20 protein-coding genes are annotated in these 20166 nt (G+C 60.9%); 15 read left to right on the top strand and 5 right to left on the bottom strand.

Annotation, left to right across the window (positions count from 1 at the left end; genetic code table 11):
• Positions 1-38: 38 nt before the first annotated feature.
• The 8 genes from BSP239C_RS16340 (at position 39) to BSP239C_RS16305 (ending at position 9206) form a co-directional block, all read left to right on the top strand.
• Positions 39-1391: an NAD(P)/FAD-dependent oxidoreductase gene (locus BSP239C_RS16340; RefSeq protein ID WP_101574423.1), complete on the top strand. Its 1353-nt coding sequence runs from the start codon at positions 39-41 to the stop codon at positions 1389-1391.
• A gap of 24 nt (positions 1392-1415) precedes the next feature.
• On the top strand, positions 1416-2960 hold the full coding sequence (locus BSP239C_RS16335; protein WP_101574422.1) for an APC family permease: 1545 nt from the start codon (positions 1416-1418) through the stop codon (positions 2958-2960).
• A complete protein-coding gene (locus BSP239C_RS16330; protein ID WP_101574421.1) occupies positions 2957-3400 on the top strand; it encodes a helix-turn-helix transcriptional regulator in 444 nt (147 codons plus the stop codon). The genes BSP239C_RS16335 and BSP239C_RS16330 overlap by 4 nt, the downstream gene beginning before the upstream one ends.
• A gap of 1 nt (position 3401) precedes the next feature.
• Positions 3402-3821, top strand: coding sequence for a VOC family protein (locus tag BSP239C_RS16325; RefSeq protein WP_219618917.1), 420 nt, complete (start codon positions 3402-3404; stop codon positions 3819-3821).
• Between the two features lie 5 nt (positions 3822-3826).
• On the top strand, positions 3827-6208 hold the full coding sequence (locus BSP239C_RS16320; protein ID WP_101574420.1) for an excinuclease ABC subunit UvrA: 2382 nt from the start codon (positions 3827-3829) through the stop codon (positions 6206-6208).
• Between the two features lie 239 nt (positions 6209-6447).
• On the top strand, positions 6448-6894 hold the full coding sequence (locus BSP239C_RS16315) for a transglycosylase family protein (protein ID WP_308298075.1): 447 nt from the start codon (positions 6448-6450) through the stop codon (positions 6892-6894).
• 279 nt (positions 6895-7173) lie between these two features.
• Complete coding sequence (locus BSP239C_RS16310; RefSeq protein ID WP_101574418.1) at positions 7174-7695, top strand: hotdog fold domain-containing protein; 522 nt, start codon at positions 7174-7176, stop codon at positions 7693-7695.
• 188 nt (positions 7696-7883) lie between these two features.
• Positions 7884-9206: an MFS transporter gene (locus BSP239C_RS16305; protein ID WP_101574417.1), complete on the top strand. Its 1323-nt coding sequence runs from the start codon at positions 7884-7886 to the stop codon at positions 9204-9206.
• On the opposite strand, the gene BSP239C_RS16300 is transcribed toward BSP239C_RS16305, so the two are convergent.
• Positions 9200-9811, bottom strand: coding sequence for a maleylpyruvate isomerase N-terminal domain-containing protein (locus BSP239C_RS16300; RefSeq protein WP_101574416.1), 612 nt, complete (start codon positions 9809-9811; stop codon positions 9200-9202). The genes BSP239C_RS16305 and BSP239C_RS16300 overlap by 7 nt on opposite strands.
• A gap of 222 nt (positions 9812-10033) precedes the next feature.
• Here BSP239C_RS16300 and BSP239C_RS16295 point away from each other — a divergent pair, with 222 nt between their 5' ends.
• The 4 genes from BSP239C_RS16295 (at position 10034) to BSP239C_RS16280 (ending at position 14280) form a co-directional block, all read left to right on the top strand.
• Positions 10034-10780, top strand: coding sequence for a DUF5058 family protein (locus tag BSP239C_RS16295; protein WP_101574415.1), 747 nt, complete (start codon positions 10034-10036; stop codon positions 10778-10780).
• Positions 10781-10790: 10 nt separating this feature from the next.
• A complete protein-coding gene (locus BSP239C_RS16290; RefSeq protein WP_101574414.1) occupies positions 10791-11525 on the top strand; it encodes a hypothetical protein in 735 nt (244 codons plus the stop codon).
• Positions 11526-11591: 66 nt separating this feature from the next.
• Complete coding sequence (locus tag BSP239C_RS16285; protein ID WP_101574413.1) at positions 11592-12824, top strand: amidohydrolase; 1233 nt, start codon at positions 11592-11594, stop codon at positions 12822-12824.
• A 7-nt stretch (positions 12825-12831) separates the two neighbouring features.
• Positions 12832-14280, top strand: a complete 1449-nt coding sequence (locus tag BSP239C_RS16280) for an amidase (RefSeq protein WP_101574412.1) — start codon at positions 12832-12834, stop codon at positions 14278-14280.
• Here BSP239C_RS16280 and BSP239C_RS16275 read toward each other — a convergent pair.
• A complete protein-coding gene (locus BSP239C_RS16275) occupies positions 14256-14537 on the bottom strand; it encodes a 4a-hydroxytetrahydrobiopterin dehydratase (protein WP_101574411.1) in 282 nt (93 codons plus the stop codon). The two genes, BSP239C_RS16280 and BSP239C_RS16275, sit on opposite strands and share 25 nt — an antisense overlap.
• A gap of 213 nt (positions 14538-14750) precedes the next feature.
• On the opposite strand from BSP239C_RS16275, the gene BSP239C_RS16270 reads away from it, so the two are divergent.
• Complete coding sequence (locus tag BSP239C_RS16270; protein WP_101574410.1) at positions 14751-15266, top strand: ferritin; 516 nt, start codon at positions 14751-14753, stop codon at positions 15264-15266.
• A gap of 146 nt (positions 15267-15412) precedes the next feature.
• On the opposite strand, the gene BSP239C_RS16265 is transcribed toward BSP239C_RS16270, so the two are convergent.
• Positions 15413-16348, bottom strand: coding sequence for an AEC family transporter (locus tag BSP239C_RS16265; RefSeq protein ID WP_101574409.1), 936 nt, complete (start codon positions 16346-16348; stop codon positions 15413-15415).
• Between the two features lie 84 nt (positions 16349-16432).
• Here BSP239C_RS16265 and BSP239C_RS16260 point away from each other — a divergent pair, with 84 nt between their 5' ends.
• Entirely contained in the window at positions 16433-16900 is a 468-nt protein-coding gene (locus tag BSP239C_RS16260; RefSeq protein WP_101574408.1) for an Hsp20/alpha crystallin family protein, read from the top strand.
• A 153-nt stretch (positions 16901-17053) separates the two neighbouring features.
• On the opposite strand, the gene BSP239C_RS16255 is transcribed toward BSP239C_RS16260, so the two are convergent.
• On the bottom strand, positions 17054-17773 hold the full coding sequence (locus BSP239C_RS16255) for a class I SAM-dependent methyltransferase (RefSeq protein WP_257930249.1): 720 nt from the start codon (positions 17771-17773) through the stop codon (positions 17054-17056).
• 151 nt (positions 17774-17924) lie between these two features.
• On the opposite strand from BSP239C_RS16255, the gene BSP239C_RS16250 reads away from it, so the two are divergent.
• A complete protein-coding gene (locus tag BSP239C_RS16250) occupies positions 17925-19184 on the top strand; it encodes an aminotransferase class I/II-fold pyridoxal phosphate-dependent enzyme (protein ID WP_101574406.1) in 1260 nt (419 codons plus the stop codon).
• 123 nt (positions 19185-19307) lie between these two features.
• Here BSP239C_RS16250 and BSP239C_RS16245 read toward each other — a convergent pair whose 3' ends face one another.
• Positions 19308-20162 (bottom strand): 3-hydroxybutyryl-CoA dehydrogenase, encoded by an 855-nt coding sequence (locus tag BSP239C_RS16245; protein WP_101574405.1) that lies wholly within the window; start codon positions 20160-20162, stop codon positions 19308-19310.
• Between the last annotated feature and the right edge of the window lie 4 nt (positions 20163-20166).

Below are 20166 nucleotides of genomic sequence, written 5' to 3'. Positions count from 1 at the left end.
CTCTGAGCACATAAGCGGAACTTTCGAAGGAGAGCAGAATGTCGGATCGAACATGCGATGTGGTCATCGTTGGAGCTGGGCCGACCGGCCTGAGCGCGGCCCGAACGCTGCAGGCGGCAGGCAAAGACGTTGTGGTCCTCGAGGCCAGGGACCGTGTCGGGGGTCGGACATGGACCAACCACATCGACGGTCAGATGTACGAAATCGGTGGTCAGTGGATCTCACCTGACCAAACGGCACTCCTCGAACTCGTCGCTGATATGGGCAAAGAGACTTATCAGCGCTACCGGGAGGGCGAGAGCGTCTACATTGCTCCCGACGGCACACGCTCCGTCTACACCGGCGATATGTTCCCGGTGGCCGAGTCCACACAGGCAGAGATGGAACGTCTGATCACCCAATTAGACGAGCTCGCAGCCCGCATCGGACCCACCGCACCCTGGGCAGCCGAAGACGCCGGTGAGCTTGATTCTGTGTCGTTCCACCATTGGCTGCGAACCCAATCGGATGATGAGGTCGCGTGTGCGAACATCGGCATGTTCATCGCTGGAGGAATGCTGACGAAGCCGGCCACCGCATTCTCCGCACTGCAGGCCATCCTCATGGCCGCCTCGGCGGGATCGTTCACCAATCTCGTGGACGACCATTTCATCCTCGATCGCCGCGTCGTAGGAGGAATGCAGTCGGTGTCCGAGCAGATGGCGGCCGATCTCGGCGAAGGCGTTGTTCACCTCGAAAGCCCGGTGCGCACCATCGAATGGAGCGAAGATTCCGTCACGGTGGGCACCGATTCGATGCAGGTGTCAGCGAACCGTGTGATCGTGGCCGTCCCACCGAATCTGTACTCGCGCATCAGCTACACTCCGCACCTGCCGCGCCTGCAACAGGTCTTCCATCAACACCAGTCGATGGGCCTCGTGATCAAGGTCCACGCCACATACAAGACACCGTTCTGGCGCGAAGACGGCTTGAGCGGAACCGGTTTCGGTGCAGGGCAACTGGTGCAGGAGGTCTACGACAACACCAACTACGGTGAAAGCCAGGGTACTCTCGTTGGCTTCATCTCCGACGTCAACGCCGATGCCATGTTCGCCCTCGACGAGGACTCACGCAGACAGCGTATCCTCGAATCACTCGCCGACTTCCTGGGCCCACAGGCACTGGTACCCGAGGTGTTCTATCTGTCCGACTTCGGTTCCGAGGAATGGACTCGAGGCGCCTATGCGACAAGCTATGACCTCGGGGGACTGCACCGATGGGGACAGTTCCAAAACGATCCAGTCGGTCCCATTCATTTCGCGAGCTCGGACATCGCAGCTCACGGATACCAGCACGTCGACGGTGCGATCAGGATCGGGCAGGACACTGCCGAAAAGATCTTGAGCACCTGAAATCGCGTCTGAAAGGTTGAGCTGATGACCTCGGCGACTCCACCTCCCAGCCCGGCCGGAAGCCAGCCTGGAGACTCCGGCTCGGGCCTGAGCTCCAAGGGACTGTCCGCAGGCAAGATCGGGGCGATCGGCGGTGCCATCATCGGCATCTCCTGCATTGCTCCTGCTTACACGCTCACCTCGGGTCTGGGACCCACGATCTCCCAGGTCGGAGTCCACACTCCGGCGATCCTGCTGATCGGTTTCGTTCCGATGCTGCTCGTCGTCTTCGGTTACCGCGAACTCAACACGGCTATGCCCGATTCCGGCACCACGTTCACGTGGGCGACCCGTGCTTTCGGGCCCTGGCTGGGTTGGATGGGAGGCTGGGGTCTGATTTCGGCCACGGTCCTTGTGCTGTCCAACCTGGCCGCCGTGGCCGTGGACTTCCTGTTCCTGCTGCTGGCTCAGGTCTTCGGCGAGCCCGGCATCGCTGATCTGACCCGAGTGCTGTGGATCAACATTCCTGTCACCATCATCCTCACCGCGGCTGCTGCCTGGATCTCCTATCGCGGAGTCGAAGCCACCCAGAAGATTCAGGTCTGGCTTGTCGCGTTCCAAGTCCTCGCCCTCGGTTGGTTCGTCATCGCGGCATTCGTCCACGTGTCCAACGGCACCGCCTTCGACCCGACACCGATCGAGCTCGGCTGGTTCAACCCTGCCGAAGCCGGAGACTTCTCCACGGTTGCTGCGGCTGTGTCTTTGTCGATCTTCCTCTTCTGGGGCTGGGACACCGTCATCACCATGAACGAAGAGGCGAAGGATCCACAGAAGACTCCCGGCCGTGCCGCAATTCTCACGATCGTTGCCATCGTCATCATCTACCTCGCCTGCACCGTTGCCGTCATCTCCTTCGCCGGAGTCGGCACAGACGGATTGGGCGCAGGGAATCCGGAGAACCAGGAATCCATCTTCGCGGCTCTCGCCGGCCCTGTCATGGGGCCGTTCGCGGTCCTCGTGTCGATTGCCGTCCTCTCCAGTTCTCTGGCCTCGCTGCAGTCGACGATGGTCTCACCCTCACGCACGATCCTGGCCATGGGCCACTACGGCGCGCTGCCGAAGAAATACGGAAACATCTCGCCCCGGTACAAGTCGCCATCGGTGGCCACCGTCACCTCGGCGGCGGCCGCGATCATCTTCTACGTCGTCATGCGGCTGCTGTCGGAGAACGCACTGTGGGACACGATCACCGCGCTGGGTCTCATGGTCTGCTTCTACTACGGGGTCACCGGTCTGGCTTGTATCTGGTACTTCCGCCGGTCACTGTTCACGGGTGCCAAGCACTTCTTCTTCAGGTTCCTCTTCCCACTCGTCGGCGGAGTGACACTGTTGGTGATCTTCGTGACCACCGCGATCGACTCCCTCGACCCCAACTACGGATCTGGATCCTCGGTCTTCGGCATCGGACTGGTCTTCGTGCTGGGCATCGGAGTTCTGCTCCTGGGCGTGGTCATCATGATCATCCAATCGCGGATGCATCCGAGCTACTTCCGCGGTGAGACCCTGACCCAGGGAGTCCACACAGAGTGAACGCGTCCGGGAACGACCATGTGCCCAGGCACCAACTGGTCCTCCTGCGACGCGTACGGGACAGAATCGACAGGGAGTTCGACCGACCGCTCAATGTGGAGGAGCTCGCAGCCGGGGTGCACATGTCGGCCGGTCACCTCAGTCGCCAGTTCAGAGCCGCCTACGGTGAGTCGCCCTATTCCTATCTCATGACCCGTCGCATCGAACGATCAATGGCGCTGATCCGCAGGGGTGACCTCTCGATCACGGATGTCTGCTTCTCGGTCGGTTTCTCATCGTTGGGAACATTCAGCACCCAATTTAGCGAACTCGTGGGACTCTCACCCTCGCGGTACCGTGCCGGTGTTGTCGAAGGCGATCATGACCTGCCCACTCTCATCGTGAAGAATGTGCTCAGACCGGTCAGGAATCGAGAAGTTCCACCCGTTGACCCGCACTAGGATGACGATCATGAACATTTCAATCAACGCCAGCTTCTTGCCCCACACCGATGCCGAGGCCTCGTTGTCCTTTTACCGCGACATTCTCGGTTTCGAGGTTCGTCTCGATGTCGGATCCGGGCAGATGCGCTGGCTGACCGTTGGCCCTGCTGGCCAACCTGACACCTCGATCGTGCTCACCCCCGCAATCACCGACCCGACCATCAGCGACGCCGAGCGTGAGGTCATTGAGTCCCTCATGGCCAAAGGCAGCTATGCCGCCATAGTTCTGGCCAGCACGAATGTCGATGACGCCTTCGCCGAGGTGGAGGCCAGGGGAGCGGAGATCGTGCAGGAGCCGATGGACCAGCCCTACGGTTTGCGTGACTTTGCACTGCGTGACCCGGCCGGAAACATGATCCGTGTCCAGCAGCGCGGCTGATCGCCGTGGTGCATCCAGCCGATCATCATGAGCTGATCCGCGTTCAGGGAGCTCGCGAGAACAATCTCCAGGACGTCTCCGTCGACATCCCCAAACGACGACTCACCATATTCACCGGCGTCTCCGGCTCAGGTAAGTCATCCTTGGTCTTTTCTACGATCGCCGCAGAATCCCAACGCCTGATCAACGAGACCTACAGTGCCTTCGTCCAGGGCTTCATGCCCGCGATGGTACGGCCAGAGTTCGACGTGTTGGAGGGTCTGACGACGGCCATCATCGTCGACCAGGAACGCATCGGAGCGAATCCACGCTCAACAGTGGGCACCGTCAGCGACATCAATGCGAAGCTGCGAACTCTCTTCTCCCGGCTGGCACAGCCGAATCTCGGGTCGACCAACGCCTACTCGTTCAACGTGGCATCGATCAGCGGCAAAGGCGCCGTGACGATCGACAAAGGTGCCGACAAGCAAATCGAGCGACGGACATTCACCGTCAACGGAGGAATGTGCCCGCACTGTGAGGGGATAGGCACAGCCACCGACATCGACATCGCCGAGGTGGTCGACGAATCGAAATCAATCAACGAGGGTGCGATCACGATACCCGGCTACAAACCCGGGGGCTGGAGTGTGCGCTTCTACTCGGAATCGGGCTATTTCGACCCGGACAAAGCGATCGCTGACTATACAGAGGACGAGCGGCACTATCTCCTCTACGCCAAAAGCGAGAAGATCGTCATCAACGGCACCAACATGACCTTCGACGGCCTCATCCCACGGATTCGGCGCTCGTTCCTGTCCAAGGACCGCGACGCGATGCAGAAGCATGTGCGAGAATTCGTCGACCGTGCGGTCATCTACACCCAATGCCCCGAGTGCGCCGGCACAAGACTGAACCCGGCAGCACGGGGATCGTTGCTGGCCGGCCAGTCCATCGCCGAGGTGTGTGCGATGCAGATCTCTGACCTCCTTGATTGGCTGGCGCAGATCGATGACGGGGGAGTCCGTCCCCTGGTGAGATCGCTGACCAATGATGTGCAGGCCTTCGTCGACATCGGGCTCGGGTATCTCTCCCTTGACCGTTCAGCCGGCTCTTTGTCCGGAGGAGAGGCGCAGCGCATTAAGTTGGTGCGTCACCTTGGATCCTCATTGACCGATGTCACGTATATCTTCGACGAGCCCACAATCGGGCTGCATCCGCACGACATCGCAGCGATGAACGAGCTGCTCATCGCACTGCGAGACAAAGGCAACACCGTCCTCGTCGTCGAACACAAGCCCGAGACCATCAGGATCGCTGACCACGTCGTCGACCTGGGACCGGGGGCCGGCACGAACGGCGGGCACATCTGCTTCACCGGAACCGTCGACGAACTTACATCCAGCGATACTCTCACCGGCAGACATCTCAATGACCGCACCCAGGTGAAGACGACAACCCGCGAACCCGCCGGGAAACTTCAGATCAGGGGAGCGAAGGACCACAACCTGCGCGACGTCGATGTCGATGTGCCCCTCGGCGTGATCACCGCAATCACAGGTGTCGCCGGGTCGGGAAAGAGCACACTCATCGCAGGATCGCTGCGTCAGCGCGAAGGTGTGATCATGATCGATCAGGCACCGATCAAGGGTTCACGACGCAGCAACCCAGCGACCTACACCGGCATGCTCGAACCCATCCGCAAGGTCTTCGCCAAGGTCAACGGCGTCAAACCCGCCTTGTTCAGCGCCAACTCGGAAGGCGCCTGTCCGGTCTGCAACGGCGCCGGAATCATCTATTCCGACCTCGGAATGATGGCCGGAATGTCGGCACCGTGCGATGTGTGCGAAGGCAAGGGCTTCCAGGCAGAGGTCCTCGACTACACCCTGGGCGGCAAGAACATTCGTGAGGTGCTCGATCTGTCGGTGACGGCCGCCGTCGAGTATTTTGCCACAGAGGAGTCGCGGATACCTGCAGTCAGTAAGATCATCGGCCACCTCGCCGAGGTGGGGCTTGGGTACCTGAGCCTGGGGCAACCACTGACGACATTGTCAGGTGGCGAGCGGCAGCGCCTCAAGCTGGCCACGCACCTATCGGCCAAAGCTGCAGATTCTGCATCTGTCATCATCCTCGACGAACCGACAACGGGTCTGCACCTTGCAGATGTGGAGAATCTGCTTCACATGTTGGATCGCCTCGCGGATGCCGGGCGAACAGTCATCGTCATCGAACATCACCAGGCTGTTATGGCCCACTCCGATTGGATCATCGATCTGGGGCCTGGTGCGGGTCATGACGGTGGTCGAATCGTGTTCGAAGGCACCCCGGAGCAGCTGGTCGCCGCCGCTCCCGAGCCCGACGCACCGTTGACCGCGGTCCACCTGGCGGCCTATGTCACGGGTGCCTGAGCCAGTCCGCACATGCAAGTGTCCCTGTCTGCAAGGGGAGTCGAGCACAGTCAGGGGAGTCGAATTCGGGTTCTATGCGTTCAGTTCGGGTTGTGACTTCTGTGAGTCGATTCTGAGCGCTGAGGCTTGAAATCAGGTTCACACCCGACTGTCGGTCCACTACCGTGTGTAACGGCTTGGTAACGATAGAGTGGCCAAGTTACAGAACCGAAATGCACTCGTATTACGGAGATGAAACAGTGAACCTCTTGAGCACAAGCTTCCGCAAAGTCGCCCTCGTCGCAGGAGCCGGCGCGGTCGCCGCCGCCGGAATGACTGGCATGAGCGGCCCGGCCCAGGCCTCCACAGGGGCTCAGTCTTCGAATGGCGTCTGGGACAAGGTCGCCGAGTGTGAGTCCGGCGGTGACTGGCACATCAACACCGGTAATGGCTACTACGGCGGACTGCAGTTCTCTAAGCAGACTTGGAAGGCCTTCGGCGGCGACGGCATGCCACATAAGGCAAGCAAGGCCGAGCAGATCGACGTTGCGCAGAAGGCTCTCAAGAAGCAGGGTCCCGGGGCTTGGCCGGAATGCGGTAAGAAGGCCGGCCTGACGAAATCCAACGGCGCTGCAGACGAAGGCGGCGGCTCCAAGAATGATGGTGGATCCAAGGACGACGGCAAGGTCGGACTCGGCGGCAGCTGAGTCAACCGCTGAAACACGCAGTCAGCTGACATATGTTGAGCACAGTGACGGCCGCGGATAGCTGAAGGGCTATCCGCGCCCGTCACGTTTTTGTACTCTGGTTTTGTAATCTAGTGACTGACCAGTAACTGCTATGGTCGACCAGAACTGATATCCGAAACGGGCGCTGTCTCGTGGCTCAGCGCAACCATGGGCATAACGCCGATAATATACATTATGTTAAGTAAACTGATTGACCGCCACTTCTGACGCGACCGGCCCATGGCCAAAGGAGAACCCATGACCACAGAAACAGCAGGCACAGCAGAGGTCATAGACACCACAGACGCCTCGGGTGCGATCTACACGATCTGGCAGAAGCTGCAGAAGGTGCCGTTCGGCAATTGGCTCTTCACACGGGCTGTGTGCTTCAAGGCCCCGTACTTCCGTACCGTTCATCCACTGATCCGCGAACTGCGTCCCGGGCTCTGCGAAGTCAGCGCCCCGAATCGTCGCGGCGTGCACAACCACCTCGGCACGTATCACGCCATTGCCTCATGCAATATGGCAGAGATCGCCGGCGGCATCATGATGGAGGCGACGATTCCATCCACGCACCGCTGGATTCCGGTCGGCATGACCGTTGAGTACAAGGCCAAGGCCACCACGAGTGTCACCTCGATCGCGCATCTTGACACGATCCCTGAGTTCGGCGACGATCCGATGGAGCTGATCGTGCCGGTCGATGTCCTCGATGCTGCCGGCGAAGTGTTCGTCTCCGCACAGATCACCATGAACGTCTCTCGAAAGAAGATGTCTTAACTGACGCCATCATGCGCTGCGTCGAGCTGTGTGCCTACACCTCTGAGTGGTGTCCTCAGGTGGACTCCCCTGACGTTTTCTGTGTGCGTGGATTGACTGGCCTAACGATCGTTCAATAAGCTGAGTGAGGCTGGCCGAACTTTTCAGGGCCGGTTGTCACCGTTGTCACCACGACGCAAGGAAGCATCATGGTCTCCTCCAAGCTCACCTCTCCCCCAGCTGGAACTGTCACTCCAGGGACAGAATCTCGACGCAAAGCCTGGTCATTGACCGCGCTGCTCGTTGTCCTCTATGTCGTGAACTATGGCGACAAGGCGGCCTTCGGCATCATCGCCCAGTCCCTCAAGGACGAACTCGGCATCAGCGCCTCGCAGGTCGGGCTGGTCGGCAGCCTGTTCTTCTTCGCCTTCACCGTCGGCGGTTTCTTCGCCGGGGCGCTGAATAAGTGGCTGTCTCTGCGCACGGTCCTCATCGTCCTGGCTATTGTCTGGGCACTCGCAATGCTTCCGATGGTCTTTGCTGCCACCTTCGGAGTCCTGCTTGTCTCGCGGATGGTCCTTGGCCTTGCTGAAGGGCCGAGCTCTGCCCTCATCCACACAGCTACCTATTCCTGGCACACGCCCGGAAGGCGTGGGTTCCCTGGCGCGCTGCTCGCGAGTGCCGCGTCGATTTCCAAGATCGCGCTTGCCCCGCTGCTGGCCTATCTCTCGGTCACTCTCGGATGGCGCAGCGCGCTGGTGGCGATGGCCGTCATCGGCGTAGTCTGGTGCTTCTTCTGGACCCGGCACTGGGAGGTCGGCCCCTATATTCCTGCCAAGGCGTCCAAGGATGCGGTTGATCCCAACGAGGAGCCACGAGTTCCTTGGCACAAGATCTTGCTGACTCGGACATTCATCAGCGCAGCCTTCTTGGTCGCCAGCATCTATGCGCTCGTGACCGTTGTCCTCACCTGGCTGCCGTCCTATTTCGAAGTCGGCCTCGGGTACAGTCGCCTGCAGTCTGGATCCATGCTGGCAATTCCCTCGGTTGCAGGACTGATCAGCCTCATCGGCGGGACTCTGCTCTCCGATCGGCTGTCGGCCAGAGGATGGTCGTCACGATTCGTGCGCATCGCAGCTCCCTCGATCTGCGTGGTGATCGGCGGCGGGATGCTCTTCTTCCTGCCCTCGATCTCCAGTTCGCCCGGAGCTGTTGCCATCGTGTCCATCGGATACGGCGTCGGTGTGGTCGTCCTGCCGTTGTGCAACGCGGCCGTCTCTGAGATCTGCCCGCCACAACAGACGGCAGGAACGCTCGGGATCTTCCTGGCACTCATGGCCATCGGCGGACTCGTCGGCCCGTATGTCACCGGTCTCATCGTCGATGCCGCCGCGACGCCTGGCCTCGGTTATGCGAAGGCGTTTCAAGCACTCGGGCTCACCTCCGCTGTCTCCGCGGTTCTGACCCTCATCTTTGCAGATCCTGAGAGAGACAAGTCCGCAGTGCGTGGCCGGGTGGCTTTGCCTCAATGACCTGGCAGCACGGCAATCGCTATTTCTCCGCGGCCGGATATGTTGAGCACTCGTTGCGCGTATGAGACTGGGGCGCCCTCGTCCGCGTGGTCGTCGGCGCTCGGAGGCGCGTATCCCCCGGTCGACCCGAGCTCGACGATGAGGCCGCTGAGTTCTGTGGACATGAATTCGGCGAGCGAGTCATCGATCGGCCACTCATCGCCGGTTCCGGCCGAGAGATCGGCAGCATGCAGGGCTAGTTCGAGGATGCGCATCTTCACGAGCTGGTGGCCGGATATCGGGCCGATCCGATGGGGTACCTCGGCGTCGAGGTCACACTCCCCCGTGGTCTTTCGGAACGCTCGTTCATGTGCCCGGAAGGACTCCAATCGATCCTCGCCGAGGTGGTTCTGCCCGCGCGTTGCCTCGACTATTGCGGGCGGAGCCTGGGCCAGAAGCTTCTCATAGCGCAGTCCCCCGCCGATGAGGTGGTTGATCAGCTGCTCATTGGTCCACTCCCGACATCCGCTCGGCGAATCGAGGTCCGCTTCGACCACTCGTGACAGCGCGGTTTCCCAGCAGGTCTCTGCCCGGTCGAGGTACTTATCGATATCCGAAAGATCCATTGTGCAAGTCACCCTTCACTGTGATGATGTCCCCTTCACGATACTCATCGAATTCGTTGATGGTCAGCATTGAGAAGTCTGTTCTCGCCAATCGGGAAGTCTCGGTAAAGAGCATCTTTTGGGGTGTGCCTCGGGATAAGTTACTGACACCAGCGGTGCGGGCAACAACGAGGTAGCCCGGTCGCTGTGAGCAACTCCGACAAGGAAGTGAGAAGCCCCGTTATGGTGATGGCAAGTGGATCGGCCGATTATCTCGGTCTCGCGAATGCCCCCGTTCTCTGGATTCTGGCAATGGCAGTCATGGGCGTCGTCGTGGTCCAGTCATTGATCTATATGAATGCGGTGAAGAAGAACGCCGAGTCGGCGGGAATGAGCCAACACGAGGTCAGGTCCGCCTTCAGGGCGGGCGGAGTCGCAGCGATCGGGCCGTCTCTCTCCGTGGTTCTTGTTGCCATCGCCCTGTTGCCCCTGTTCGGCACTCCCCCGGTTGTGGTACGTGTCGGGCTCATCGGCTCCGCAGCCACAGAGGTCGCTTCGGCCTCGATCGCGGCAGGCACCATGGGCTCGAGTCTCGGCGATGAGACATTCACCCGCGGCGTCTTCATCGTTGCGCTCATGGCCATGAGCCTCTCAGGCGCCGGCTGGATGATCTCCACCCTGATTCTGACTCCCGTGTTCAAACGCAGCTCTCACAAGCTGGAGAAGGTCAACCCTGCGCTGATGTCCATCGTTCCCGGTGCAGCCCTGCTCGCAGCATTCGCGGCGCTGACGTTCCGGGAGCTTCCGAAGTCACCGACACATGTCATCGCGATCCTCGTGTCTGCAGTGGTGATGACGATCTGTCTCTTCCTCGCCAAGACCCTGAAACAGCCGTGGCTCAAGGAATGGGGACTCGGAATCTCCTTGCTTGTGGGACTCATCGCGTCCTACTTCGCCCACTACGCCGGCCTCGGCGCCCCCGAAGCCTGAGGAGAACATCATGTCCAACATCATCACGTCACCTTCACACGCAGCCTTTGAGCGGACGACGACCAAATGGGGTTCTCTCACGCTCTTCATCGGGTTTCTCATCGCCACCTCGGTGCCCTTCTATCTCCTGTTCGTTGCCGATGCGAACGTCAATTTCGGGGAGATCTTCAAGGGCTTCCTTGCCGTCTTCGCCGTCTACGGTGTCTTCTACGTCGTCGAGCCGCTGACCTACTTCCCGATCCTGGGACCAGCAGGCATGTACCAGGCATTCCTGATCGGCAACATCTCGAACAAGCTGCTGCCCTCGGCTATCGTCGCCCAGGACTCGCTCGGAGTGAAACCGGGCACACGCAAGGGCGAGTACGCGGCCACCATGGCCATCTGCGGTGCGGCACTGATCCACGTGGCCTCCATGGTCCTCTTCGTCGGCATCCTCGGCACCTGGTTGGTCTCGATCATTCCCGAGCCTGTGACACTCGTGGCCAAGCTCTATATCCTGCCCGCCATCCTCGGCGGAGTCACGGTCCAGCTAATCGCTTCACTCCGGCAGGTCAAATCCACGCTCATCGCGTTGGGGGCGGCCGCTCTTGTCATCCTCGTCCTCATTCCGTTCGTCCCGATCCTGGCCTCCGGGGACGTCGCCATCGTCGTCATCTTGACGATTGCTATCACCTGGTTCACACGTAACAAGGCCATGACCGACAAGAAGGGGCCGGCAGACGGCGACAACGTCGGAATCAACTGACGATCGCCTGGCACCTCAGTTCCGAATACCTGAGATCATCGAAGACACCCACCGTGAAAGGACATCATGTCGCTCAACACCACACTCCGGAACACGATTGCGGCGAATCTCGCGCAGACGGTTGCCGACTACAAGGACTTCCATCGCACACCTGAGCTGTCGATGCAGGAGACCCAGACAGCTGCAGCGATTGCCTCCAAGCTCAAAGCGCTCGGACTGAAGACACACACCTTCGGCGACACAGGCATCGTCAGCGTCATCGAAAACGGCGAAGGCCCAGTTGTGGCCTACCGGGCCGACACCGATGGTCTTCCGATCACTGAGGACACCGGCTACGACTACGCATCGACCGCGGAGGGGACTCTGCCCGACGGGTCGACGACCAAGGTGATGCACGGCTGCGGCCACGACACACACATCACCGTCGGACTGTATCTGGCCCGCTACCTCGTCGAGCACAAGGACCTGTGGTCGGGAAGCGTGGTCATGATCTTCCAGCCCGGTGAAGAGACCGGGGAGGGCGCGCGGGCGATGCTCGACGACGGTCTCTGGGATTCGATCGTCAAGCCAGAGGTGATCTACGGTCAGCACGTGTGGCCGGGCAAGGCGGGCCACATCTACGTGGCCAAGGGAACTGCCATGGCGATGTCCGATTGCATCAAAGTCACCGTCAAGGGCAAGCAGGCCCACGGTTCGCAACCCGAGAGCGCGGTCGATCCGATCGTCCTCGGCGCCTATATGATCACCAGGCTCCAGTCCATCGTGTCGCGTGAGATCTCGGGTCGCGATATGGCTGTGGTCACCGTGGGCACCTTCCACGGTGGTCTGAAGGAGAACATCATTCCCGACTCCGCCGAATTCAAACTCAACATCCGCACCTTCAACGAGGAGGTCCGCGCGGTCGTACTCGACCGTGTCGAACGGATCATCCGCGCTGAGGCTCAGGCCTCCGGAGCACCCGAACCGCTCATCGAAGACATGTATCGCTTCCCGCGCTGCTACAACGATCCCGCAACCACGGATCAGTTCCTCGAAGCGCTCGAAGCTGAACTCGGTGAGGATCAGGTCCACCTGGATCAAGCCGTTACCGGCAGCGAGGACTTCGGTGCCTTCGGAGATGACATCGACGTGCCCTACGTGTATTGGTTCTTCGGGGGCTACTCTCCCGCCAAATTCGACGGTGATGAACCCCCAGCAGGCAATCATTCACCGTTCTTCGCCCCCGACGCTGTCGAGACCACGCTGGAGACCGGTATTCGCGCGGCACTGAGCGCCGTCCTCAGCACGGTCGGGAAGTGAGGTGACGATGAGCGAGGAACTGCGCTGGCTGTCCACACGCGAACTGGCGAAGAAGATCGCGACGAAGGAGATCTCCGCCCGGGAAGCACTCAGCGATCACTTGGAACGCATCGATGCGATCAACCCGGCGATCAACGCGGTCGTGACCCGAGACGATGAGGCCGCTGCGGCACGGGCAGACGCCGCTGACCAGGCAGTGGCCAAGGGCGAGCCGATCGGACCTCTGCATGGGGTGCCGATGACTCACAAGGACACACATGACACCGCGGGCCTGCGCACGACGTGGGGTTCGCCGATCATGGCCGATCGTGTTCCGGATACGGACTCGCTGAGCATCTCCCGCCTCAAAGCCGCCGGAGTCAACACCACGGGCAAGACGAACGTGCCCGAATTCGCGGCCGGCTCACACACCTTCAACCCGGTCTTCGGCACCACCCTCAACCCCTATGACACATCCAAATCAGCTTCGGGGTCTTCCGGAGGAGTCGGTGCTGTCTTGGCATCGGGCATCCAAGCCTCCGGAGACGGTTCGGATACGGGAGGTTCGCTGCGCTCCCCCGCGTCGTTCAACAACGTGGTGGGTTTTCGCCCCTCGAACGGACGAATTCCACATACGTTGCCGGGTAATCCGTTCGCATGGTTGGCACAGAGCGGGTTTATGGCCCGCACGGTCTCCGATGTGGCACTGACGATGAGTGCGACGGCCGGACCGCAGCGGGGTGGCCCCCGTTCGATCGACGAACCCGGCAACGTCTTCGATCTCCCCGAGTTCGGTCTGGGCACCGACATCGAACCCGATCTGAACGGCGTGAAGATCGGGTTCAGCCCAGATCTCAACGGGTTGCTCCCGCTTGAAAGCGAAGTCCACGAGATCGTGGCAGACACGGCAAACGTGTTCTCCTCATTGGGCGCCGGTGTCCTCGACACGATCCCCGACCTCGGCGATGCCGATGAGGTTTTCAATGTCCGCCGTGCCCTTGACTTCGTCCATTCCTGGGGGCCGTTGCTCGAAGAACACCCGGACCAGATCAAGGACTCTGTGGTCTGGAACATCGAGATGGGACTGAGGCTGACCGGCGCCGAGGTGGTGTCTGCTGATCGTGCGCGCGCCCGTCTCCACGGTGAGGTCGAACGCTTCTTCGGGGAGCACGATCTGCTGGTCGTCACCACCTGCCAGGTGCTCCCCTTCGACGCGGGCATCGAATACCCCACGGAGATCAACGGGGTGGGACTCGAGAACTATCTCGACTGGATGCGAGCTCTATGTCTGATCTCGGCTACTGGGTGTCCTGCCATCTCCGTGCCAGCCGGCTTCTCGCAGTCAGGCCTTCCGGTGGGTGTCCAGCTCGTCGCGAAGCCGGGTGCCGACGTGGATCTGCTGCGCATGGCACATGCCTTCGAAGCAGTGACGCAGTTCCATCGCCGCCGTCCTCAGTTGTCTGCGTCGATTCCCTGAGACTGTGCGATCTGGGAGATCTCGGTGGCCAGATCGATGTCCTTGTCGGTGATCGACCCGGCGTCATGGGTGGTCAACGAGATGTCAACGTGCGGGAATCGCAGGTCCACATCCGGGTGGTGCCCTGCGGCTTCCGCTGCGTCGGCGATAGCGTTGATGAAGGTCACTCCACTGACGAAGGACCCCGTCAGGAACCGTGCGTGGAGCGCATCGTCGGCTGATTGCCATTGTGTGAGTTCGTCAATTCGATCCTGCATGGATCCAGCTTGGCACCGCTGACCGCGCGGTGTCCATAGTCATGGGATCGGCAAACTCGCCGAGTCGACTGGGTCAGGTAAACCTAGGTCAGGTATGCCATGCCTCAGCATTGTTTGCCGAGCCTTCCCACACTGGAACGATTCTAGAAAAGGTGTCAGGCTTTAGAACATAAGGACGGAACCAATCCGTCTCGTATCGCGAAGGAGAAACATATGCAGTTGAGCCCCGCAATGCAGAAAGTACTCGGCGAGCAGGTCACCCTCGAACTCGAGGCGTCGATGGTCTACCTGCAGCTGTCCATCCAGCTTGATGATCACGACCTCCCCGGAATGACACGCTGGATGCGTGCGCAGGCCGAAGAGGAACAGGTCCACGCCGCGAAGTTCATCCAGCACTGCCAGGATCGCGACTTCGCTCCGCAGATCGGTGACATCGCTGCTCCGAAGGTCTCGGGCTCACAGCCCATTGACTACTTCAAGGCAGCCTTGGCCCATGAGGAGAAGGTCTCCGAATCGATCCGCAACCTCTACCGCACCGCGCAGACCGAGGGCGACCTCGACGTTCTGCCGCTGCTGCACTGGTTCATCGACGAGCAGGTCGAAGAGGAATCAACCATCTCCGAGATCATCGGCCGCCTGGACCACGTCGGCGACAGCGGATCCGGACTGCTCCGGATCGACTCCGAACTCGGATCACGTCACCCAGATATCAAGGCTGACAACGAGTGACCAAAAGGTGATGAGCAGCGACGAATGACCGAATAGTCACCGTCGCAGATACAGCGAGCGGCCGGACCCCACACGGGGTTCGGCCGCTCGCTGTTGTTCGTCCTGCCCAAGGTCCCGGGATGTTCTGGCCAACCACGGGCATCTGCTCAGCTTCCGAGCACAGCCTGAGAGATGAGCAGCACGAAGGGAAGGGTCAACAGCATCAGGGCCGTCTGGACCGCGATGAGCGCGGCCATCAGCTCCGAGTTTCCACCGAGCTGGCGGGCCATCACATAGCCGGAGCTTGCCGTGGCGATCGACTGGAAGATCATGGCGATCAAGGCAGGCGTGGAGGGAACGTCGAGCAGAACCAGCACGAGCAAGGTCACCGCAGGCAGGACGATGAGCTTGGCGACGGTGGAATTGATCATTGCAGCCAGATGAGTCCGCAGCGGGAACCGGCGCAGGCCCGCTCCGACGCACAGGAGGCCGATCGGCAGGGCCGCGGCCGCCAGCGGCGACAGGATCGAATCGACGACGTCGGGCACCTGAGCCCTGGTGAGATTGAACAGTCCCCCGGCAGCACAGCCGATGACCAGCGGATTCGTCACGACGACGCGCACGATCCCTACAACTGAGCTGGGACCGGTACGCAGAAATTCGAACCCAAGGCTGGACACGATGTTCACCGTGGGCACGAGGATCGCCGCCACGATGGCAGCCAGGGCGCTGCCTTCGGCCCCGAACAGGCTGGCTGATATCGATAGGCCGATATACGTGTTGAAGCGGATCCCGCCCTGCAGCACAGACGTGAAGGACGGCAGATCACGTGCCACGCGGCGTCGCAGCACGATGATGAGGACAGAGATGACCGCTGTCGGGGCGATGAGGCCGATCGCCAGGCGCCCAAGCGGAACATGTGCGACGCTGACCTCTGCGACCGAGGAGAAGAGCAGCACCGGCAATAGGACGAAATAGGCGAGCTTCTCTGCCCCCGACCAGAATTCGGCGTTCGTGAAACCTGGGAGTCGTTTGAGTGCGCTGCCACCGAGGATCAGAGCAGCGACAGGAACAAGGGCTAGAAGAACCGGAACCAGACTCACGAGACTGAGAATTTCATGAGTTGGGAATCATTTCAAAGTTGAGTGTGTTTGACTCAATGTAACGACCTAAACGAAAGGAAGCTCATGGCTACACGTTTTGACCCCATCCGTGACCTCGATCGATTCTTCTCGGAAGTGACTCGCACCCCGAACTCCACTTCGCTTCCCATGGATCTCTACCGCGATGGAGAGGTCTTCGTCGCACGTATCGATATGCCCGGTGTTGACCCCTCCAGCATCGATGTCGACGTCGAGGATCGCACGCTGACAGTTCGTGCTCAGCGACAGTCCGAAGTCGCGGACAAGGATGTAAAGTGGCTGACCCGGGAACGCACAACCGGCACCTATGCCCGCCAGCTCACTCTGGGCAACAGGGTCGCGCTCGACCGGATCCAGGCTGACTACCAGGACGGCGTGCTGTCGCTGACCATCCCCGTGGCTGAGGAAGCTCGGCCGCGCAAGATCACCGTCTCGCACTCAAACCCGACGACCAGAGTCACCGAGGCTGTCGAAACTTCACCAGCACAGGATGAGGATCCGGCCAGCGCCTGATCAGAAGGCATAATCATTTCGGCTGACGTAGCCGTTTGACTCAACCTGTAGAAGCGGGCCGCACCCCATGGTGCGGCCCGTTTGTTGTTGGTAGACGCGCAGGTCGTGTGGTTGGACGCATAACACGGCAGACGCCCCGACAGCTGCCCTGGCTCAGCCAGCCACCTGAAGAACATATGCCAGACACATGTACGGAAGTTCCAGCTCCCCGTCGACGGGATGTTCGAGGGTGAAGTATTCGCGCAGATTCGACTCGACCCGGTCTCTGGTCGTCAGATTCGACCTCAGCCAATAGGAGCGGGTCCGAGCCAGATCGATGATGCCGTCGACGGTCAGTGGTGTGGTGAACTCGACCAGTTCATGGTTGATGAGATCGAAACCTGCGGGACTCGGACGGTATGCGGGGCGGTACACGTCGCCGGCGTGCATGATCCGACTCAGACGCAGCACCCATTCGATGCGCACATCGAGCTGGTTGATGAGGATGACCAGGTGACCACTCGGTCGTAGGATTCGTGCAATCTCGGCCGCAGCAGATGATTCGTCGAACCAGTGCCAGGCCTGTGCCACGCTCACGACATCGACGCTGGCTTCCGGTAGGCCCGTATCCTCGGCGCTGCCGATGAGACTGCGCGCAGGATTCTTCGCCAAGGCCACCTCGTCGGGATCGACAGCGGTGACGTTCGCGCCGCGCTCTAGCAGTGCATTGCTGAGGATGCCGGTTCCCGCGCCCAGGTCACAGACGTCGAGACCCATCCAGCTCGTGGTCGCCAGTTCAATGGCAGGAGCGGGATAATGTGGACGCACCTCGTCGTAGAGGCCCGCCTGCTGGCCGAAGCTGCGCCCATGAGCTGCCTGCGCACGTGGTCTCACAGTTCGCCCATCCTGACTCGTGAAGTTCATTGATCGTGGTCAACTCTAACTCGTCCCCAACTGCCCTCCGGTGTGCGGTCCCGAGCCGCACAGATGTCGGGAAGTGACTAAGATGGTTCTACCGGTCAAACAACAGTGACAAGGAGCATCGATGTCCCCCACGTCCGAGCTGCAGGCAGAGCTGGAGAGCGCTTCTCGCGCCTATGAACAATTCGCTTCGCGCGGGTTGAAACTCGATATCACCCGAGGCAAGCCGGCAAGCGCGCAACTCGATCTGTCGGCAGATCTTCTGAACGCAGTGACCGGGGATGACGTCATGACTCCAGGGGGTGTCGATACCCGCAACTACGGCGGCCTGGACGGAATCATCGAGCTGCGCGAACTCTTCTCTCCCCTGCTCAAGGTCCCCTCGGATCAGCTGCTGGCGGGCGGCAATGCATCCCTGACTCTCATGGCTCAGGCGCTGACCTTTGCCCTCCTGCACGGAACCGTCGGGGACTCACGTCCCTGGGGCCAAGGCCCGCACAAACTCATCTGCCCGGTCCCCGGCTATGACCGTCACTTCACCCTGGCCGAATCTCTGGGATTCGAACTCCTCAGCATTCCCATGGATTCCGAAGGCCCGGTCGTCACAGAGGCGCAGCGTCTGGCCGAAGACGAGACGGTCAAAGGCATGTGGCTGGTGCCCATGTACTCGAACCCGACAGGCATCACCATCACGGAGAAGCGAGCGCGTGAACTGGCCGCCATGCCGGCAGCGGCACCCGACTTCACCCTGCTGTGGGACAACGCCTACGGGTTCCACCACCTGCGCGATCAGCATCCCGAGGTTCTCGACATCCTCAGCATCTGCGCCGAAGCCGGGCACCCGGAGCGCCCGTGGATCTTCGCATCGACGTCGAAGATCACACATGCCGGTGCCGGAGTCTCCTTCTTCGGTGCAGGGCCGGAAACCAGCGATTGGATCCGGGCGAATCTCGGAAAGATCTCGATCGGCCCCGATAAGGTCAACCAGCTGCGCCATCTGCGCTTCTTCTCAGACCCTGCCGGAGTCGAGGAGCACATGCGTCAGCACGCGAAGATCATCGCGCCGAAGTTCGACGCTGTCCTGGACACTTTGGAACGGGAGCTGGGTGGGAAGGATCTGGCTCAGTGGACTCAGCCGGACGGCGGGTACTTCATCACTCTGACCACGTTGGAGGGCACCGCGGATCGGATCGTGAAATTGGCCGCCGAGGCGGGGGTCAAGCTGACTCCGGCCGGTGCCACACACCCCTATGGTTTGGATCCGCACAACAATGTCATCCGCATCGCTCCGACCATGCCCACCGCCGAGGACGTCGAATTGGCGGCACAGGGTCTCGTCGCCTGTGTGAAGCTCGCCAGCTACGAGAAGCTCCTGGCTGGCTGAGGCCAACGGCCAATGCAACAAAAGAACTCCTGGTCGGTGTCAATAGCCAACCAGGAGTTCTTTCGTGCTGTCAGGGCTCAGGGGCTGCTGTCAGCGCTTTTGCTGTGCTGTACGAGCCGCGCCTCAGTACTCGTAGAAGCCGCGACCGGACTTGACGCCCAGCAGACCGGCATCGACCATGCGTGAGAGCAGCACCGGTGGTTTGGCAGCAGGATCGCCGGTCTCGGAGTAGATGCTCTCTGCTGCGTACAGGCAGGTGTCGAGTCCGACCAGGTCGACCAGTTTGATCGGGCCCATCGGGTGTGCGCAACCTCCCACCATTCCCGCATCGATGTCCTCCTTCGTTGCGAACCCGGACTCGAGCATGCGAATCGCGCTGCACAGGTATGGGATGAGCAACGCGTTGACGATGAATCCGGGACGATCCTGTGCGTGGACCGGGTTCTTGCCCAGCACCTCGGCGACGAATTCCGTGACCGTGTCACGAACCGAATCGGAGGTGAGGACGGAGGACACGACCTCAACGAGTGGCTGAACCGGGGCCGGGTTGAAGAAGTGAACCCCGAGCACTCGTTCCGGACGTGAGGTCGACTGTGCGAACCGGATGATCGGCATCGATGACGTGTTCGAGGCGAGAATCGCGTCCGGATCGGTCACGACTTCGTCGAGCTCGGCGAAGATCGACTTCTTGATGTCCTCATTCTCACTCGCGGCTTCGATGACCAGCTGCCGATCAGCGAGTTCGCCGATGTCGGTGGTGAATCGCAGTCGGCCCAAGGCCGCATCACGGGCCTCGGCGTCGAGCTTTCCCTTGTCGACGGCACGAGCCAGGGACCTCTCGATGCGAGCACGGCCCGCGGACGATGCTTCGTCGTTGATCTCGCGGACGATGACGTCGAGACCTGACTTCGCGAGCACCTCGGCGATGCCGGCTCCCATAAGTCCGCTTCCGATGACGGCGGTACGTTGAATGCTCATCTGC

This window comes from Brevibacterium sp. 239c (assembly GCF_900169365.1).
Taxonomy (GTDB): Bacteria; Actinomycetota; Actinomycetes; order Actinomycetales; family Brevibacteriaceae; genus Brevibacterium.
This window is presented reverse-complemented; position numbering and strand designations above follow the sequence as displayed.

What these genes read in the sequence shown, in the direction of transcription:
- BSP239C_RS16305 (WP_101574417.1), top strand. Translation starts at nt 7,884, where the DNA reads ATGGTCTCCTCCAAGCTCACCTCTCCCCCAGCTGGAACTGTCACTCCA.
- BSP239C_RS16335 (WP_101574422.1), top strand. Translation starts at nt 1,416, where the DNA reads ATGACCTCGGCGACTCCACCTCCCAGCCCGGCCGGAAGCCAGCCTGGA.
- BSP239C_RS16275 (WP_101574411.1), bottom strand. Translation starts at nt 14,537, where the DNA reads ATGCAGGATCGAATTGACGAACTCACACAATGGCAATCAGCCGACGAT.
- BSP239C_RS16260 (WP_101574408.1), top strand. Translation starts at nt 16,433, where the DNA reads ATGGCTACACGTTTTGACCCCATCCGTGACCTCGATCGATTCTTCTCG.
- BSP239C_RS16295 (WP_101574415.1), top strand. Translation starts at nt 10,034, where the DNA reads ATGGTGATGGCAAGTGGATCGGCCGATTATCTCGGTCTCGCGAATGCC.
- BSP239C_RS16245 (WP_101574405.1), bottom strand. Translation starts at nt 20,162, where the DNA reads ATGAGCATTCAACGTACCGCCGTCATCGGAAGCGGACTTATGGGAGCC.
- BSP239C_RS16325 (WP_219618917.1), top strand. Translation starts at nt 3,402, where the DNA reads ATGACGATCATGAACATTTCAATCAACGCCAGCTTCTTGCCCCACACC.
- BSP239C_RS16300 (WP_101574416.1), bottom strand. Translation starts at nt 9,811, where the DNA reads ATGGATCTTTCGGATATCGATAAGTACCTCGACCGGGCAGAGACCTGC.
- BSP239C_RS16280 (WP_101574412.1), top strand. Translation starts at nt 12,832, where the DNA reads ATGAGCGAGGAACTGCGCTGGCTGTCCACACGCGAACTGGCGAAGAAG.
- BSP239C_RS16285 (WP_101574413.1), top strand. Translation starts at nt 11,592, where the DNA reads ATGTCGCTCAACACCACACTCCGGAACACGATTGCGGCGAATCTCGCG.
- BSP239C_RS16310 (WP_101574418.1), top strand. Translation starts at nt 7,174, where the DNA reads ATGACCACAGAAACAGCAGGCACAGCAGAGGTCATAGACACCACAGAC.
- BSP239C_RS16340 (WP_101574423.1), top strand. Translation starts at nt 39, where the DNA reads ATGTCGGATCGAACATGCGATGTGGTCATCGTTGGAGCTGGGCCGACC.
- BSP239C_RS16270 (WP_101574410.1), top strand. Translation starts at nt 14,751, where the DNA reads ATGCAGTTGAGCCCCGCAATGCAGAAAGTACTCGGCGAGCAGGTCACC.
- BSP239C_RS16290 (WP_101574414.1), top strand. Translation starts at nt 10,791, where the DNA reads ATGTCCAACATCATCACGTCACCTTCACACGCAGCCTTTGAGCGGACG.
- BSP239C_RS16250 (WP_101574406.1), top strand. Translation starts at nt 17,925, where the DNA reads ATGTCCCCCACGTCCGAGCTGCAGGCAGAGCTGGAGAGCGCTTCTCGC.